Origin of the sequence: Streptomyces sp. NPDC089915 (genome assembly GCF_040684675.1) — a bacterium.
In the GTDB taxonomy this organism is placed as follows: Bacteria; Actinomycetota; Actinomycetes; order Streptomycetales; family Streptomycetaceae; genus Streptomyces.
In genome coordinates this window covers 1-14772 of sequence record NZ_JBFBGN010000008.1, presented here as the reverse complement: position 1 = coordinate 14772, position 14772 = coordinate 1, and the positions used below count along the sequence as shown (strand labels likewise).

The window sequence follows — 14772 nt, the reverse complement described above, 5'->3', positions numbered from 1 at the left end:
CACTTGGCCAACATCCAGAAGCGCCCCAACGGCAAATGGCGAGCCCGCTACCGCGACCTCGACGGCAAGGAGCACGCCCGCCACTTCGACCGCAAGATCGACGCCCAGCGATGGATCGATGAGGTCACGGCCAGCCTGGTCACCGGCCAGTACGTCGACCCGCGGTCGGCGAAGAAGCCCTTCAAGGAGTACGCGGAGGAATGGCGGGCCATCCAGCCGCACCGGCCTTCCACTGCCAAGGCGGTGGCACAGCACCTGCGCTGCTACGTCTACCCGGCCTGGGAGAAGCGGGCGCTCGGCGCAATCAAGCCCGGCGATGTACAGAGCTGGATCACCAGCCTGACCACCACGCACGGGCTGGCCGCCAGCACGTCACGGACGGTCTTCAACACGGTCAACGCCGTCTTCCGGGCGGCCGTCCGTGACCGGATGATCCCTCACAACCCGTGTGCCGAGGCGAAGCTGCCCTCAGTGCCTCGGAAGAAGGTCGTGCCGCTGGCCGTCGAGCAGGTACGGACGCTGTCCGAGGAGATTCCCGCCCGCTACAAAGGCCTCGTGCTGCTCGGCGCGGCCACCGGACTCCGCCCCGGTGAGCTGTTCGGCCTACAGGGGCGTCACCTCGACCTGCTGCATGCCACGGTCTCGGTCGAGCAGCAGATCCAGCAGACCGCCAAGCACGGCGTGTACGTCTGCCCGCCCAAGACCGCTCGCTCGCACCGCACGGTTCCGCTCCCCCGCGTGGCGGTGGACGCCATGAAGGCCCACCTGCGGGACTTCCCCACCGATGGGCCCGAGAGCTGGATCTTCACTGCGCCGCAGGGCGGACCCGTGGTCTACACGCACTTCATGGACGGGGCGTGGCGGCCCGCCTGCGCCAAGGCCGGCATACCGAAGGGCACCGGACCCCACGCCCTCCGGCACCACTACGCCAGCCTGCTGATCAAGCATGGCGAGTCGGTGAAGACCGTCTCCGAGCGCCTGGGCCACACCAACGCGGCCATGACGCTGAACATCTACACCCACCTGTGGCCCGACTCCGAGGAGCGGACCCGGGCCGCCGTCGACAAGGCGTACGTGGACCAGTCCGCCGATGCCCGGCCACAGGTCGACGAAGCGGCTTAGCCGCTCCCCCGCGCACTGACCGAAGTCAGCGCGCTGCGGACTCTGTGCGGACCGCAAAGGCCGCCCAACCCGCTCCGCCGCAGGTCAGACGGCCTTTCGCCGAACGTATTAGACGTTGAAGCGGAACTCGACCACGTCGCCGTCCTGCATGACGTAGTCCTTGCCCTCCATGCGGGCCTTGCCCTTCGCGCGGGCTTCCGTGACCGAGCCGCATTCGACCAGGTCCGCGAAGGAGATGACCTCCGCCTTGATGAAGCCGCGCTGGAAGTCGGTGTGGATCACGCCGGCCGCCTCGGGGGCCGTGGCGCCCTGCTTGATGGTCCAGGCGCGGGTTTCCTTCGGGCCGGCCGTCAGGTAGGTCTGGAGGCCCAGGGTGGCGAAGCCGACGCGGCCGAGGGTGGCCAGGCCCGGCTCCTCCTGGCCGACCGACTGGAGGAGCTCCAGGGCTTCCTCGTCGTCCAGCTCGGCGAGGTCCGCCTCCAGCTTGGCGTTGAGGAAGATGGCCTCCGCCGGGGCGACCAGGGCGGACTGCTCGGCCTTGAAGGCGTCGTCCGTCAGCTCGTCCTCGTCCACGTTGAAGACGTAGAGGAACGGCTTGGTGGTGAGCAGGTGCAGCTCGTGCAGGAGGTCGCCCTGCTCGGTGCCCTTGGTGATGCCCTGGGAGAAGAGGGTGTCGCCGTTCTCCAGGATCTTCTGGGCCTTCTCGGCCGCCGCCAGGACCGCGATCTTGTCCTTCTGGAGGCGGGACTCCTTCGTCAGGCGGGGGACCGCCTTCTCGATGGACTGGAGGTCGGCGAGGATCAGCTCGGTGTTGATCGTCTCGATGTCGTCCTTGGGCGAGACCTTGCCGTCGACGTGGACGACGTTCTCGTCCTTGAAGGCGCGGATGACCTGGCAGATCGCGTCCGACTCGCGGATGTTCGCGAGGAACTTGTTGCCCAGGCCCTCGCCCTCCGAGGCGCCGCGCACGATGCCGGCGATGTCGACGAAGTCGACCGTGGCGGGGAGGACCCGCTGCGAGCCGAAGATCCCGGCCAGGACCCCGAGGCGCTGGTCCGGGACGCCGACGACGCCGATGTTCGGCTCGATGGTGGCGAACGGGTAGTTGGCCGCCAGTACGTCGTTCTTGGTCAGGGCGTTGAACAGGGTCGACTTGCCGACATTCGGCAGACCGACGATTCCGATCGTGAGCGACACGTTGGCGACTTCCCGTAGCTGAGTGGGGGCGGCGGCCCGGAGTGGGCCGTCGGACAGTTTACTTTCCCGATGAGCGCACATGGTTGTACGCGTGTCCGGGCGGGCTGGGCGGGGGGTCGCGCCTAGGTTGGTGGGGTGGAGCGATACAGGATGCGTTCGGTACGTCACCCGCAGGTGCCCGCCCAGGCGGGGCGGCGCCCCCGGCCCCCCGCGGCGGCCGCCCGGCGGCTGCCGCGGCCCCGGCTGACCGGGCTCGGCGGCGGGCTGTTCGCCTGTGCGGCGATGCTGCTGGTCGCCGGGGTGTGCTGGCTGCTGTTCGACTCCTCCCTGTTCGCGTACGGGCTGCTCTTCCTGCCCGTGGCCGCCGCGACCGCGCTGTGGGTGCGGCCGGCCGACCTGATCACCGCGCCGGTGTGCGTGCCGATCGCCTTCGCCGCCGGGGTGTGGCCCGTGTCGGGCGGCTCCGGCGGTTTCGGCGGGGAGCTGATGGGGGTGGTGTCGGCGCTGTCCCTGCACGCCGGCTGGCTGTACGCGGGGACGCTGGTGGCGGGGCTGATCTCGCTGGTGCGGCGGGCCGCGCTGAGCGGGCGCCGCCGGGCCGCCGCGGCCCGGCGGACCGGCGCCGGGACGGGCGCCGGTACCGGGACCGGGACCGGTGGCGGGACCGGCGGGGGCAGGAGCCGGAGCGCCGGCCGGAGCAGCGCCGCCTACTGAGGCGTCAGAGGCCTCAGCCGGGGCTTCAGCGGGTGAATCCGTCCCGTGCCGCCATCGCCGCGCCGACGATGCCCGCGTTGTTCTGGAGCTTCGCGGGGACGATCTGCGCCCGGATGTCCTTCAGCAGCGGGACGAACTTCTCCGCCTTGCGGCTGACGCCGCCGCCGAGGATGAAGAGGTCCGGGGAGAAGAGCATCTCCACGTGCGCCAGGTACTTGTCCAGGCGGCGCGCCCAGTGCTCCCAGCTGAGGTCCCCGTCCTCCTTGGCCTTCACCGAGGCCCGGGTCTCCGCGTCGTGGCCCTTGAGCTCCAGGTGGCCGAGCTCGGTGTTGGGCACGAGCCGGCCGTCGCGGAAGAGGGCGCTGCCGATGCCGGTGCCCAGGGTGAGCAGGATGACCGTGCCGGGGACCCCGCGCCCGGCCCCGTACGTCATCTCCGCGATGCCGGCCGCGTCGGCGTCGTTGAGGACGGTGACCTGGCGGCCGCCGAGCCGTTCGGTCAGCAGGGCGGCCGCGTCGAGGCCGATCCAGGCCTTGTCGACGTTGGCGGCGGTCCGGGTCACCCCGTGGGTGACCACCCCGGGGAAGGTGACGCCGACCGGCCCGTCCCAGGAGAAGTGGCGGACGACCTCCTCGACGCCTCCGGCCACCCCCTCGGGGGTGGCCGGATGTGGTGTCAGTACCTTGTGGCGCTCCTGCGCCGGCTCGCCGCGGTCCAGGTCCACGGGAGCGCCCTTGATCCCCGTACCGCCGATGTCCACACCGAAGATCTGCATGGACTCACCGTACGAAGGGGCCGCCGCGGGGGCTACTCGTCGGAGGCTCCGGCCACCAGTTCGGCGGCTTCGGCGCGCAGGTCGCGGCGCAGCTCCTTGGGCAGCGAGAAGACGATGGACTCCTCGGCCGTCTTGACGATCTCCACGTCGGCGAAGCCGCGCACGGCCAGCCACTCCAGCACCTCTTCGACGAGGACCTCCGGCACGGAGGCGCCCGAGGTCAGGCCGACGGTGGTGACGCCCTCCAGCCAGGCCTCGTCGATCTCGCTGGCGAAGTCGACGAGGTGGGCGGCGCGGGCGCCGGCGTCGAGGGCGACCTCGACGAGGCGGATGGAGTTCGAGGAGTTCTTGGAGCCGACGACGACGACCAGGTCGGCGTCGGCGCCCATCGCCTTGACCGCGGCCTGGCGGTTGGAGGTGGCGTAGCAGATGTCGTCGCTGGGCGGGGAGACGAGCAGCGGGAACTTGGTCTTCAGGGCGTCGACCGTCTCCATCGTCTCGTCGACGGAGAGGGTGGTCTGGGAGAGCCAGACGACCTTGGACTCGTCGCGGACCTCGACGTTGGCCACGTCGTCCGGGCCGTCGACGATGGTGATGTGGTCGGGGGCCTCGCCGGAGGTGCCGATGACCTCCTCGTGGCCCTCGTGGCCGATGAGGAGGATGTCGAAGTCCTCGTTCGCGTAGCGGATCGCTTCCTTGTGGACCTTGGTGACCAGCGGGCAGGTCGCGTCGATCGTCGCGAGCCGGCCGCGCGCCGCCTCCTCGTGCACCACGGGGGCCACGCCGTGCGCGGAGAACATGACGATGTTGCCCGGGGGGACCTCCTCCGTCTTCTCGACGAAGACGGCGCCCTTCTTCTGCAGCGTCTGGACGACGTACTTGTTGTGCACGATCTCGTGGCGGACGTAGACCGGGGCGCCGTACTGTTCGAGCGCCTGCTCGACGGCGATCACGGCGCGGTCCACTCCCGCGCAGTAACCGCGGGGGGCGGCGAGCAGGACGCGGCGGGAGGCGGGTGCGGGGGCAGTCATACGCTCCATCGTACGGGGGGCTCCAGGAGGCCGGAGGTCCCCCGTCCGGCAGAGACTGGGTCGAACGTCCGTCCTCACCGCCCCCCGGAGGAACGATGGCAGCCGCTGTGGATCCCGGTACGGCCGCGCCCCCCGCGCTGCGGCGGAGCCTGGGCTTCCGGGACCTGGTGGTCTACGGGCTGCTGTTCATCGCGCCCATGGCCCCGGTCGGGGTCTTCGGCACGCTGGACGCGAAGTCGCACGGGGCGGTCGCGCTGGTCTACCTGGTCGCGACGGTGGCGATGGGGTTCACGGCGTTCTCGTACGCGCAGATGGTGCGGGTGGCCCCGCAGGCGGGGTCGGTGTTCACCTACGCCCGCAAGGGGCTGGGCGAGGGGCCGGGGATGATCGCGGGCTGGATGGCGGCGCTCGACTACCTGCTGATCCCGGCCGTGGCGTACCTGTTCTCGGGGATCGCGATGAACGCGCTGGTGCCGGAGGTGTCGCGGTGGGTGTGGACGGCCCTCGCGGTGGTGGTGACGACCCTGCTGAACCTGTGGGGGGTGCGGGCGGCCGCGCGGGTGGGGTTCGCGGTGCTGGCGATGGAGATCGTGGTGCTGCTGGTGTTCCTGGTGTCGGCGGTGACGGTCCTGGTCCGGGACGGGGCGCGGCGCGGGTGGCTCTCGCCGCTGACGGGTGACGGTTCGCTGGGGTTCTCGACGGCGGCGGTGCTGGGGGCGGTGTCGGTGGCGGTGCTGTCGTACCTGGGCTTCGACGCGATCGCCTCGTTCGCGGAGGAGGTGACGGGGGGCGGTGCGCGGGTGGCCCGGGCGGTGCTGTTCTGCCTGGGGCTGACGGGGGTGCTGTTCGTGGCGCAGACCTATCTGGCGGCGCTGCTCGCCCCCTTCCCGGCGGCGGAGCTGGCGGCGGATCCGGCGCGGCAGGGGCCGGCGTTCTATACGGCGGTCGAGGCGTCGGTGGGGGGCTGGCTGCACGATCTGGTGGCGGTGAGCAAGGCGGTGGGGGCGGCGTTCGCGGCGCTGGCGGGTCAGGCCGCGGCGGGCCGGCTGCTGTTCGCGATGGCCCGGGAGGGGCGGCTGCCCCGGGTGCTGGCCCGGACCTCGGGGGGTACGCCGAGGGCGGCGCTGCTGGTGGCGGCGGCGGTGACGCTGGTGGCGGCGGTGTGGGCGGCCCGGCGGGACGACGGGCTGGACCATCTGGTCTCGGTGGTGGACGTGGGGGCGCTGGTGGCGTTCACCCTGTTGCACGCGTCGGTGGTGGGCTGGTTCGTGGTGCGGCGCACGGAGGGCCGGCCGAGCTGGGGCAGGCACCTGGTGGCGCCGGTGCTGGGGGCGGCGGTGACGGTCGCGGTGATCGTGGAGGCGTCCCCGACGGCGCAGGCGGTGGGGGCGGTGTGGCTGGCGGTGGGGCTGGGGGTGCTGTTCTTCCAGCGGGGGCGGCGGGGCCCCGACACCGTGCCCGGGGCCTGAGCCCCTGTCAGCGGCGCCGGTTAGCCTCCTTGCATGGGTCTCAATACGTCGGCGGAAGCGCCGCTGCCGGTCGGCCAGGTGTCCCGGCTCATCGGGGGCTGGATCGACCGGCTGGGCCAGGTGTGGGTGGAGGGGCAGATCACGCAGCTGTCCCGGCGGCCGGGGGCGGGGGTGGTGTTCCTGACGCTGCGCGACCCGTCGCACGACGTCTCCGTCGGCGTGACGTGTTTCCGCCAGGTCTTCGACGAGGTCGCGGACGTGGTCTCGGAGGGGGCGCGGGTCGTCGTCCTGGCGAAGCCGGAGTGGTACGCCCCGCGCGGGCAGCTGTCGCTGCGGGTCACGGAGATACGGCCCGTCGGCATCGGGGAGCTGCTGGCGCGGCTGGAGCGGCTCAAGCGGTCGCTGGCGTCGGAGGGGCTGTTCGCGCTGGAGCGCAAGAAGCCGCTGCCGTTCCTGCCGCAGCTGATCGGCCTGGTGGTGGGGCGGGCCTCGGCGGCCGAGCGGGACGTGCTGGAGAACGCGCGGCGGCGCTGGCCGGCGGTGCGCTTCGAGGTGCGCAACGTGGCCGTGCAGGGGGTGCACGCGGTGCCGCAGGTGGTGCGGGCGGTCAAGGAGCTGGACGCCCTGGACGAGGTCGACGTGATCATCGTGGCGCGGGGCGGCGGCAGTGTGGAGGACCTGCTGCCGTTCTCGGACGAGGAGGTCGTGCGTACGGTCGCCGCCGCCCGTACGCCGGTGGTCTCGGCGATCGGGCACGAGCCGGACTCCCCGCTGCTGGACCTGGTGGCGGACCTGCGGGCCTCGACGCCGACGGACGCGGCGAAGAAGGTGGTGCCGGACGTCGGTGAGGAGCTGGAGCGGGTGCGCCAGCTCCAGGGCCGGGGGCTGCGGGCGCTGCGGGGGCTGCTGGAGCGGGAGGAGCGGGGGCTGGCGCACGCGCTGGCGCGGCCGGTGTTCGTCCATCCGCAGCGGATGGTGGAGACCCGGGTGGACGAGCTGGAGGCCCTGCTGGCCCGCAGCCGGCGCACGCTCGGGCACCTGCTGGACCGGGCGGAGTCGGAGCTGGAGCACACCCGGGCCCGGGTGGTGGCGCTGTCGCCGGCGGCGACCCTGGAGCGCGGGTACGCGGTGCTCCAGCGGGCGGACGGGCATGTGGTGCGGGCGCCCGGGGAGGCCGCGCCGGGCGAGGAGCTGCGGGCGCGGGTGGCCGGGGGCGAGTTCGCGGTGACCGTGCTGGAGGCCCGCTCGGGAACCGGTGCAGAGCGTACGGACTGACACGTTCCGGCAACGAAATCGCTGTAACGCACATCTACGATGGGACACGGGAATGTCTGAGACCGATACCGCGCTGGGTTACGAGCAGGCGCGCGACGAGCTCGTCGAGGTCGTCCGCAGGCTGGAGGCCGGCGGCACCTCGCTGGAGGAGTCGCTCGCGCTCTGGGAGCGCGGCGAGGAACTGGCGACGGTGTGCCGGCACTGGCTGGAGGGGGCCCGCGCCCGGCTGGACTCGGCGCTGGCGGCCCGGGAGGCGGCGGAGGTCGGCGACGGGGGCGGCCGCGAGGAGTGATCCGGATCACCCGCGAGGGAAAGTAGTTGAAATTTCATCTACTTTTGTCCTACAGTCGGGACATACCGCTTCACCTCCGTACAGAAGAAGGCTTACCGATGTCTCTCGTGCTCGACGCCGCTGCCCAGGACCTGCTGTTCCGCGAGGCCCGCACCGCCAACTCGTTCTCCGACGAGCCGGTGACCGACGAGCAGGTCCAGGCCATCTACGACCTGGTGAAGTACGGCCCGACCGCGTTCAACGGCACGCCGCTGCGCATCACCCTGGTCCGCTCGGCCGAGGCCCGCGAGCGCCTGGTGAACCTGATGTCGGACGGCAACAAGGCCAAGACGGCCGCCGCCCCGCTGGTCGCGATCCTCGCCGCGGACAACGAGTTCCACGAGGACTTCGACACCCTCCTGCCGCACTACCCGCAGGTCAAGGGCTTCTTCACCGAGCGCCCGGCCCGCGAGGCCTTCGCCGGCCGCAACGCCATGCTGCAGGCCGCCTACTTCATCGTGGGCGTCCGCGCCGCGGGCCTGGCCGCCGGCCCGATGACCGGCGCCGACCTCGAGGGCATCAGCAAGGAGTTCCTCGACGGCGACCACTCCGCGCTGATGGTCGTCAACATCGGCAAGCCCGGCGAGGACGCCTTCCACCCCCGCTCGCCGCGCCTGTCCTACGACGAGGTCATCACCACCGTCTGAGCCACGGCCCGGCCACGGGCCCGGCAACGGCCCTGCGGACACGCGTGAAAAGGCCGCCCGCCCCGTTTCCCCGGGGCGGGCGGCCTTTCGCGTACGTCGGGTCCGGCGCGGGGCGCCGGCGGGGCTCAGCCGGCGGGGCTCAGCCGGCGGGGCTCAGCTCCCCTGCTTGAACTCCAGCGCCGCCGCCATCGTGCCCAGCTGCTCGAAGGAGCCCGTGCCGGTGACGACGGTGACGTAGCCCTGGTCCTGGCGGACGAGGGCGTCGTACTTCTCGCCGTCCCAGCGCTCCCAGGCGCGGTCGCCGACCTGCTGGGTCTGCCCGGTGGGCGCGGCCTTCTGGGTGAGCTTCTCCAGGTTCTTCTTCGAGGCGTCCGTGGACTGCTCGATCGCCACGTACTGCTTCTCCGGGTCCAGGAAGCCCAGGTGCCAGGCGTTGGCGTTCTTGCGCTCGAAGGTCACCGACGTCGCCCGCCACTGCTCCGGCAGGCCCACGGGGGCCGCCACCGGGTACGGGGCCGCGCGCCGGGCCGTCAGGGTCTCCACCCGGTAGTCGACCGTGCGCGTCGGGTCGGCTTTGTCGTCGTGCGGGATGAACATGTAGATGCCCGCCACCACGACGCCGATCACCGCCAGCGACCGGACCATGTCCCAGACCGTCTGCTTGCCTTTCATACCTGCCACCCCACCATCGTCCCGCATGCCGGGCGGCGATCACCGCCGGGGGTCGGCGTGGCGGCGGGGGGCGCACGGCGCGCGGGACGTACGGTGTCCGCTCAGCCGGGCGACCTGACCGATAATCCGCTCATAAGTGACCCGCTCTGCTCAATATGTCGACGAACCGATAGAGTTCGAACACCCTCACACTCCGGCCGTCGTCGTACAGAAAGGTGCGCTCCGATGACCGAGCACAACCTGCCGCCCCAGCTCGAAGTAGCCCCCGACTCGCCCGACCGCAACCTCGCCCTGGAACTCGTACGGGTCACCGAGGCTGCGGCACTCGCCGCGGGCCGGTGGGTCGGCCGTGGCGACAAGATCGGCGCCGACGGCGCCGCGGTCAACGCGATGCGGACCCTGATCTCCACCGTCTCGATGAACGGCGTCGTCGTCATCGGCGAGGGGGAGAAGGACGAAGCCCCGATGCTCTTCAACGGCGAACGCGTCGGTGACGGCACCGGCGCCGAGGTCGACATCGCCGTCGACCCGATCGACGGCACGACCCTGAACGCCAAGGGCATGCCGAACGCCATCGCCGTCCTGGCCGCCGCCGACCGCGGCACCATGTTCGACCCGTCCGCGGTCTTCTACATGGACAAGCTGGTCACCGGCCCCGAGGCCGCCGACTTCGTCGACATCAACGCCCCCGTCTCGGTCAACATCCGCCGGGTCGCCAAGGCCAAGAGCATCGCCCCCGAGGACGTCACGGTCGTCATCCTGGACCGCCCCCGCCACGAGGGCATCGTCAAGGAGATCCGCGAGACCGGCGCCCGCATCAAGTTCATCTCCGACGGCGACGTCGCCGGCTCGGTCATGGCCGTCCGCGAGGGCACCGGCGTCGACCTGCTCATGGGCATCGGCGGCACCCCCGAGGGCATCATCTCGGCCTGCGCCATAAAGTGCCTCGGCGGCGTCATCCAGGGCAAGCTCTGGCCCAAGGACGAGGCCGAGCGCCAGAAGGCCATCGACGCCGGCCACGACCTGGACCGCGTCCTGACCACCAACGACCTGGTGTCCGGCGAGAACGTCTTCTTCGTCGCCACCGGCATCACGGACGGCGAGCTGCTGCGCGGCGTCCACTACCGCTCGGAGACCGCGACCACGTCCTCGCTGGTCATGCGCTCGAAGTCGGGCACGATCCGGCAGATCGACTCGACGCACCGGCTGTCGAAGCTGCGCGCCTACAGCGGCATCTCCCTGGGCCGCGCCCAGTAGGAGCGGCCGGCGGCCGATGACGCCACAGACACGCCCGAGGGGCGGTCCCCGTGCGGGGGGCCGCCCCTCGGCCGTGTCCGGTACGGGTCAGCCCGCCGCGGCGACCTGTTCGGCCGCGCCGGGCAGCAGCTCGGCGGCACGGCGCCGCCGGCGGCCCAGCACCACCCGCCGCTCGGCGGCGGTGAGCCCGCCCCAGACCCCGTAGGGCTCGGGCTGCAGCAGGGCGTGCTCCCGGCAGGCGACCATCACGGGACAGCGCGCGCAGACCCGCTTGGCGGCCTCCTCGCGGGCCAGCCGGGCCGCGGTCGGCTCCTTGGACGGCGCGAAGAAGAGCCCCGCCTCGTCCCTGCGGCACACCGCCTCCGTGTGCCAGGGCCCCTCCTCCTCTTCCCTCGCCGGCACCCGCGGCTTCGGCACGGCGGCCGGGCGCGTCTGAAGGCTCTGGACGGCGGCGGCCTGCAGGGACTGATGCGGCGGATGCGGCACGGTCTACTCCTGACGACGTATACGCGAGCGAGAGACGATGCACCTGTCCCTACCCGCTGCGCCTCCCCCTATGCACCGGTGACGGCGGGCCGGACGCGGTTCGTCCGAAACCCGTCCACCCGCGCCCGGCCCGGCGGCCGGTCAGCCGAGCCGCTTGCGGAGCCGGTCGGCGAGGTCGACCAGGCGGGCGCCGAGCTTGGGGCGGGCCTCGATGTTGCCGAGCAGGGCGAAGCCGCGGACGATCACGACCGGCGCCTGGGGGTCGGCGGCCGCGCCCTCGCCGCGCACCTCGAAGTTGCCGAGGACCCCGCTGCCGTAGCCGCGCAGGGTGACGTTCTCCGGGACCAGGATCTCCACGTTGCCGAGGACCGAGACCACGTTGAACTCGGTGACCTGCTGCTCGAAGACGGCCTCGGTGAGGTCGATGGTGATGTCGCCCAGGACGGACACCGCGCGGGTGTGCGCCCCCGGACGCCAGCGGCCCTTGCGGGCGGAGCTGCTGCACACCGCCACCACCGACTCGACCGGGCCGGCGGCCGCGGAGGCCGGGGCCGGGGCGGCCGCCCGGTGGGCGGCGGCGCCCGCCGGGAGGTCCCGGACGAGCACCTCCAGCTCCCCCACCGTCTTGACCGCGTAGAGGACGTCCAGGCGCTCGGAGTGCTCCTCGGCGGTCAGCCGGCCCTCCGCGAGGGCGTCGGAGAGGATCTGCGCGATCCGGTCCCGGTCGGCGTCGGAGGCGCGCAGCCCGCCGGCGGCCGGGGCCGGGGCGGCGGCGGGCGCCGCGGGAGCGGGCGCGGGGGCAGGGGCGGCGGGGTGCTTTTCCAGGTCCACGTCAGCCAGCATAGCGAGACACGATAGATCGCGATACTGGCCGGTGAGCCTTACCTCACAGACGAGCCGGCGCCGGGAGGTTCTACGCTGGATAGCCGCGCTGCCAAATCGGGCGTCAGCGCTGTCTGCCGAGTGAGGATTGGCCACCATGCCGGAGTTCGCGTACACCGACCTGCTGCCCTTGGGCGAGGACACCACCCCCTACCGGCTGGTGACCTCCGAGGGCGTCTCGACCTTCGAGGCCGACGGGCGTACGTTCCTCAAGGTCGAGCCGGAGGCGCTGCGCAAGCTCGCCGAGGAGGCCATCCACGACATCCAGCACTTCCTGCGCCCCGCGCACCTCGCGCAGCTGCGCCGCATCATCGACGACCCGGAGGCGAGCGCGAACGACAAGTTCGTCGCCCTCGACCTGCTGAAGAACGCCAACATCGCGGCGGCCGGCGTGCTGCCGATGTGCCAGGACACGGGCACGGCGATCGTCATGGGCAAGCGCGGCCAGAACGTGCTGACCGAGGGCGGGGACGAGGCGGCCCTCTCGCGCGGCATCTACGACGCCTACACCCGGCTGAACCTGCGCTACTCGCAGATGGCCCCGCTGACCATGTGGGAGGAGAAGAACACCGGCTCGAACCTGCCCGCGCAGATCGAGCTCTACGCGACCGACGGCGGCGCGTACAAGTTCCTCTTCATGGCCAAGGGCGGCGGCTCGGCCAACAAGTCCTTCCTCTACCAGGAGACCAAGGCGGTCCTCAACGAGGCCTCCATGATGAAGTTCCTGGAGGAGAAGATCCGTTCGCTCGGCACGGCGGCCTGCCCGCCGTACCACCTGGCGATCGTCGTCGGCGGCACCTCCGCCGAGCACGCCCTCAAGACCGCCAAGTACGCCTCCGCCCACTACCTGGACGAGCTCCCCCGCGAGGGTTCCGCGCTGGGCCACGGCTTCCGCGACGAGGCGCTGGAGCAGCAGGTCTTCGAGCTGACCCAGAAGATCGGCATCGGCGCCCAGTTCGGCGGCAAGTACTTCTGCCACGACGTCCGCGTCGTCCGCCTCCCGCGCCACGGCGCCTCCCTCCCCGTCGCCATCGCGGTCTCCTGCTCCGCCGACCGCCAGGCCGTCGCGAAGATCACCGCCGAGGGCGTCTTCCTGGAGCAGCTGGAGACCGACCCGGCCCGCTTCCTGCCGGAGACCACGGACGAGCACCTCGACGAGTCGGCCGACGTGGTCCGCATCGACCTGAACCGGCCGATGGACGACATCCTGGCGACCCTGACCGCCCACCCGGTCAAGACCCGCCTCAGCCTCACCGGACCCCTGGTCGTGGCCCGCGACATCGCGCACGCCAAGATCAAGGAGCGGCTGGACGCGGGCGAGGGCATGCCGCAGTACCTCAAGGACCACCCGGTGTACTACGCCGGCCCGGCCAAGACCCCCGAGGGCTACGCCTCCGGCTCCTTCGGCCCGACCACGGCCGGCCGCATGGACTCCTACGTCGAGCAGTTCCAGGCGGCGGGCGGCTCCAAGGTGATGCTGGCCAAGGGCAACCGCTCCCAGCAGGTGACCGACGCGTGCGGCGCGCACGGCGGCTTCTACCTCGGCTCCATCGGCGGCCCGGCGGCGCGCCTGGCGCAGGACTGCATCAAGAAGGTCGAGGTCCTGGAGTACGAGGAGCTCGGCATGGAGGCGGTCTGGAAGATCGAGGTCGAGGACTTCCCGGCCTTCATCGTCGTGGACGACAAGGGCAACGACTTCTTCCAGAACCCGGCCCCGGAGCCGACGTTCACCCACATCCCGGTCCGCGGCCCGGGCCTGTAGCGGCGAGAGGGGCCCGCACCGGTATCGGTGCGGTCCCCTCTTCGTCCGTCACTGCCCGTCGGCGGCTTCGGGCGGCTCGCTCTCCATCGCGGCGAGGGCCCTTTGTGAGACCTCGATGTCGAACTCAAGCAGGTCCCGGCTGAACTTGTCCGGATCCCTCTCGTAGAGGGCCCTGCCCCGCTCGGACGTGAAGGCGGAGGCGGGCACCGCGTCCTGACCTTCCGGAACGAACTTGAGCACCTCCTCCTCGGCCGCCAGCGCCGTCAGCATGGCCCCCCGGTACTTGTGACGCTCGGACTCGGGAGCGTTCAGCGCCCCGAGCGAAGCCCAGTTGCCGTAACGGCTCGCGACCTCCGCGAACTCACCCGGATCGATGATCTCGGACGGCCTGTCCCCGCCGTAGGCGGGCGGCGGGGGCGGGATCTCCTCGTCCATCACGAAGGCGAAGCGCCTGTCCCGCAGACAGGCACGGCACGTCCCCTCGTACACGGTCACGAGGTCCTCGCCCTGCTGCTCCAGATGGCGCCGACGCTCGAAGCCGCCACTGCCCCCGCACTCGCACGGGTGCAGGTCCATGTACAGGTGCGCTTCCAAGGAGGAACGGGCTTTCAACATGCCGTGATCGTATGGTTTGCCATGCGGCCTGCCCCTGGAGGGAGACGTGGTCAGCCGGGTTAACGTCGGGGGCGGCGGCCCGTACCCGGCCGTTCATCCCGGTTCGCAAGGATTCCCGTATGGCAGCGACGATCCCCCACCCCGACACCGCCCGCGCCGTCCGCGTGGTCGCGCATCGGGGGGCCTCCCATGAGTATCCCGAGCACACCGTCGGGGCCTACCGGCAGGCCATCGCCGACGGGGCCGACGCCCTGGAGTGCGACGTGCGGCTGAGTGCCGACGGGCGGCTGGTGTGCGTGCACGACCGGACCGTGGAGCGGACCTCCGACGGGCGCGGGGTGGTCTCCGAGCTGACGTACGAGGAGCTGGCCGCGTTCGACTTCGGCGGCTGGAAGGGTGCCGAGCACCGGGGTGCGCGGGTGCTGCTCTTCGAGGACCTGCTCAAGGAGGCCCTGGCGGCCGACCGGCCGGTGGGGCTGGCCGTGGAGACCAAGCACCCCACGCGTGCGGGCGGGCGGCTGGAGGCCGAGCTGGTGC

16 protein-coding genes are annotated in these 14772 nt (G+C 71.8%); 9 read left to right on the top strand and 7 right to left on the bottom strand.

The window, feature by feature from the left end:
* Window positions 1–3: 3 nt before the first annotated feature.
* Window positions 4–1122 carry a tyrosine-type recombinase/integrase gene (locus AB0O29_RS04335; protein ID WP_365145856.1) on the top strand — a complete coding sequence of 373 codons (1119 nt, stop codon included), beginning with the start codon at window positions 4–6 and terminating at the stop codon, window positions 1120–1122.
* A gap of 108 nt (window positions 1123–1230) precedes the next feature.
* On the opposite strand, the gene ychF is transcribed toward AB0O29_RS04335, so the two are convergent.
* Window positions 1231–2319 (bottom strand): redox-regulated ATPase YchF, encoded by a 1089-nt coding sequence (gene ychF / locus AB0O29_RS04330; RefSeq protein ID WP_365145853.1) that lies wholly within the window; start codon window positions 2317–2319, stop codon window positions 1231–1233.
* A 150-nt stretch (window positions 2320–2469) separates the two neighbouring features.
* Between ychF and AB0O29_RS04325 the strand changes: the two genes are divergently transcribed.
* A complete protein-coding gene (locus tag AB0O29_RS04325) occupies window positions 2470–3033 on the top strand; it encodes a DUF6542 domain-containing protein (protein WP_365145850.1) in 564 nt (187 codons plus the stop codon).
* Window positions 3034–3058: 25 nt separating this feature from the next.
* On the opposite strand, the gene ppgK is transcribed toward AB0O29_RS04325, so the two are convergent.
* Together ppgK and AB0O29_RS04315 are read right to left on the bottom strand one after the other, a co-directional pair.
* Window positions 3059–3808 carry a polyphosphate--glucose phosphotransferase gene (gene ppgK / locus AB0O29_RS04320; RefSeq protein WP_365145847.1) on the bottom strand — a complete coding sequence of 250 codons (750 nt, stop codon included), beginning with the start codon at window positions 3806–3808 and terminating at the stop codon, window positions 3059–3061.
* Window positions 3809–3840: 32 nt separating this feature from the next.
* Entirely contained in the window at window positions 3841–4848 is a 1008-nt protein-coding gene (locus tag AB0O29_RS04315) for a 4-hydroxy-3-methylbut-2-enyl diphosphate reductase (protein WP_365145844.1), read from the bottom strand.
* Window positions 4849–4934: 86 nt separating this feature from the next.
* Here AB0O29_RS04315 and AB0O29_RS04310 point away from each other — a divergent pair, with 86 nt between their 5' ends.
* From AB0O29_RS04310 to AB0O29_RS04295, 4 genes are all read left to right on the top strand, one after another.
* A complete protein-coding gene (locus tag AB0O29_RS04310; protein WP_365145841.1) occupies window positions 4935–6308 on the top strand; it encodes an APC family permease in 1374 nt (457 codons plus the stop codon).
* 33 nt (window positions 6309–6341) lie between these two features.
* A complete protein-coding gene (gene xseA / locus AB0O29_RS04305; RefSeq protein ID WP_365145838.1) occupies window positions 6342–7583 on the top strand; it encodes an exodeoxyribonuclease VII large subunit in 1242 nt (413 codons plus the stop codon).
* Window positions 7584–7635: 52 nt separating this feature from the next.
* Window positions 7636–7875, top strand: a complete 240-nt coding sequence (locus tag AB0O29_RS04300; RefSeq protein WP_365145835.1) for an exodeoxyribonuclease VII small subunit — start codon at window positions 7636–7638, stop codon at window positions 7873–7875.
* Between the two features lie 98 nt (window positions 7876–7973).
* Window positions 7974–8561, top strand: coding sequence for a malonic semialdehyde reductase (locus tag AB0O29_RS04295; protein WP_365145832.1), 588 nt, complete (start codon window positions 7974–7976; stop codon window positions 8559–8561).
* A gap of 153 nt (window positions 8562–8714) precedes the next feature.
* Here AB0O29_RS04295 and AB0O29_RS04290 read toward each other — a convergent pair whose 3' ends face one another.
* Window positions 8715–9233 carry a DUF4245 domain-containing protein gene (locus AB0O29_RS04290; protein ID WP_365146056.1) on the bottom strand — a complete coding sequence of 173 codons (519 nt, stop codon included), beginning with the start codon at window positions 9231–9233 and terminating at the stop codon, window positions 8715–8717.
* 225 nt (window positions 9234–9458) lie between these two features.
* Between AB0O29_RS04290 and glpX the strand changes: the two genes are divergently transcribed.
* Entirely contained in the window at window positions 9459–10490 is a 1032-nt protein-coding gene (gene glpX / locus AB0O29_RS04285; RefSeq protein ID WP_365145829.1) for a class II fructose-bisphosphatase, read from the top strand.
* An 87-nt stretch (window positions 10491–10577) separates the two neighbouring features.
* Here glpX and AB0O29_RS04280 read toward each other — a convergent pair whose 3' ends face one another.
* A complete protein-coding gene (locus AB0O29_RS04280) occupies window positions 10578–10952 on the bottom strand; it encodes a WhiB family transcriptional regulator (RefSeq protein WP_365146053.1) in 375 nt (124 codons plus the stop codon).
* 165 nt (window positions 10953–11117) lie between these two features.
* Complete coding sequence (locus tag AB0O29_RS04275; protein ID WP_365145826.1) at window positions 11118–11807, bottom strand: DUF1707 domain-containing protein; 690 nt, start codon at window positions 11805–11807, stop codon at window positions 11118–11120.
* 148 nt (window positions 11808–11955) lie between these two features.
* On the opposite strand from AB0O29_RS04275, the gene AB0O29_RS04270 reads away from it, so the two are divergent.
* Complete coding sequence (locus AB0O29_RS04270) at window positions 11956–13620, top strand: fumarate hydratase (RefSeq protein ID WP_365145823.1); 1665 nt, start codon at window positions 11956–11958, stop codon at window positions 13618–13620.
* Between the two features lie 48 nt (window positions 13621–13668).
* On the opposite strand, the gene AB0O29_RS04265 is transcribed toward AB0O29_RS04270, so the two are convergent.
* Entirely contained in the window at window positions 13669–14235 is a 567-nt protein-coding gene (locus AB0O29_RS04265; protein WP_365145820.1) for a hypothetical protein, read from the bottom strand.
* Between the two features lie 119 nt (window positions 14236–14354).
* On the opposite strand from AB0O29_RS04265, the gene AB0O29_RS04260 reads away from it, so the two are divergent.
* Window positions 14355–14772: glycerophosphodiester phosphodiesterase family protein (locus AB0O29_RS04260; RefSeq protein ID WP_365145817.1), on the top strand; the 418-nt coding region annotated here is incomplete at its 3' end.

Bases quoted from the DNA above. Each gene is read 5' to 3' on its own strand.
- AB0O29_RS04325 (WP_365145850.1), top strand. From the start codon at position 2,470: ATGCGTTCGGTACGTCACCCGCAGGTGCCCGCCCAGGCGGGGCGGCGC.
- ppgK (WP_365145847.1), bottom strand. From the start codon at position 3,808: ATGCAGATCTTCGGTGTGGACATCGGCGGTACGGGGATCAAGGGCGCT.
- AB0O29_RS04315 (WP_365145844.1), bottom strand. From the start codon at position 4,848: ATGGAGCGTATGACTGCCCCCGCACCCGCCTCCCGCCGCGTCCTGCTC.
- AB0O29_RS04310 (WP_365145841.1), top strand. From the start codon at position 4,935: ATGGCAGCCGCTGTGGATCCCGGTACGGCCGCGCCCCCCGCGCTGCGG.
- xseA (WP_365145838.1), top strand. From the start codon at position 6,342: ATGGGTCTCAATACGTCGGCGGAAGCGCCGCTGCCGGTCGGCCAGGTG.
- AB0O29_RS04300 (WP_365145835.1), top strand. From the start codon at position 7,636: ATGTCTGAGACCGATACCGCGCTGGGTTACGAGCAGGCGCGCGACGAG.
- AB0O29_RS04295 (WP_365145832.1), top strand. From the start codon at position 7,974: ATGTCTCTCGTGCTCGACGCCGCTGCCCAGGACCTGCTGTTCCGCGAG.
- AB0O29_RS04290 (WP_365146056.1), bottom strand. From the start codon at position 9,233: ATGAAAGGCAAGCAGACGGTCTGGGACATGGTCCGGTCGCTGGCGGTG.
- glpX (WP_365145829.1), top strand. From the start codon at position 9,459: ATGACCGAGCACAACCTGCCGCCCCAGCTCGAAGTAGCCCCCGACTCG.
- AB0O29_RS04270 (WP_365145823.1), top strand. From the start codon at position 11,956: ATGCCGGAGTTCGCGTACACCGACCTGCTGCCCTTGGGCGAGGACACC.
- AB0O29_RS04265 (WP_365145820.1), bottom strand. From the start codon at position 14,235: ATGTTGAAAGCCCGTTCCTCCTTGGAAGCGCACCTGTACATGGACCTG.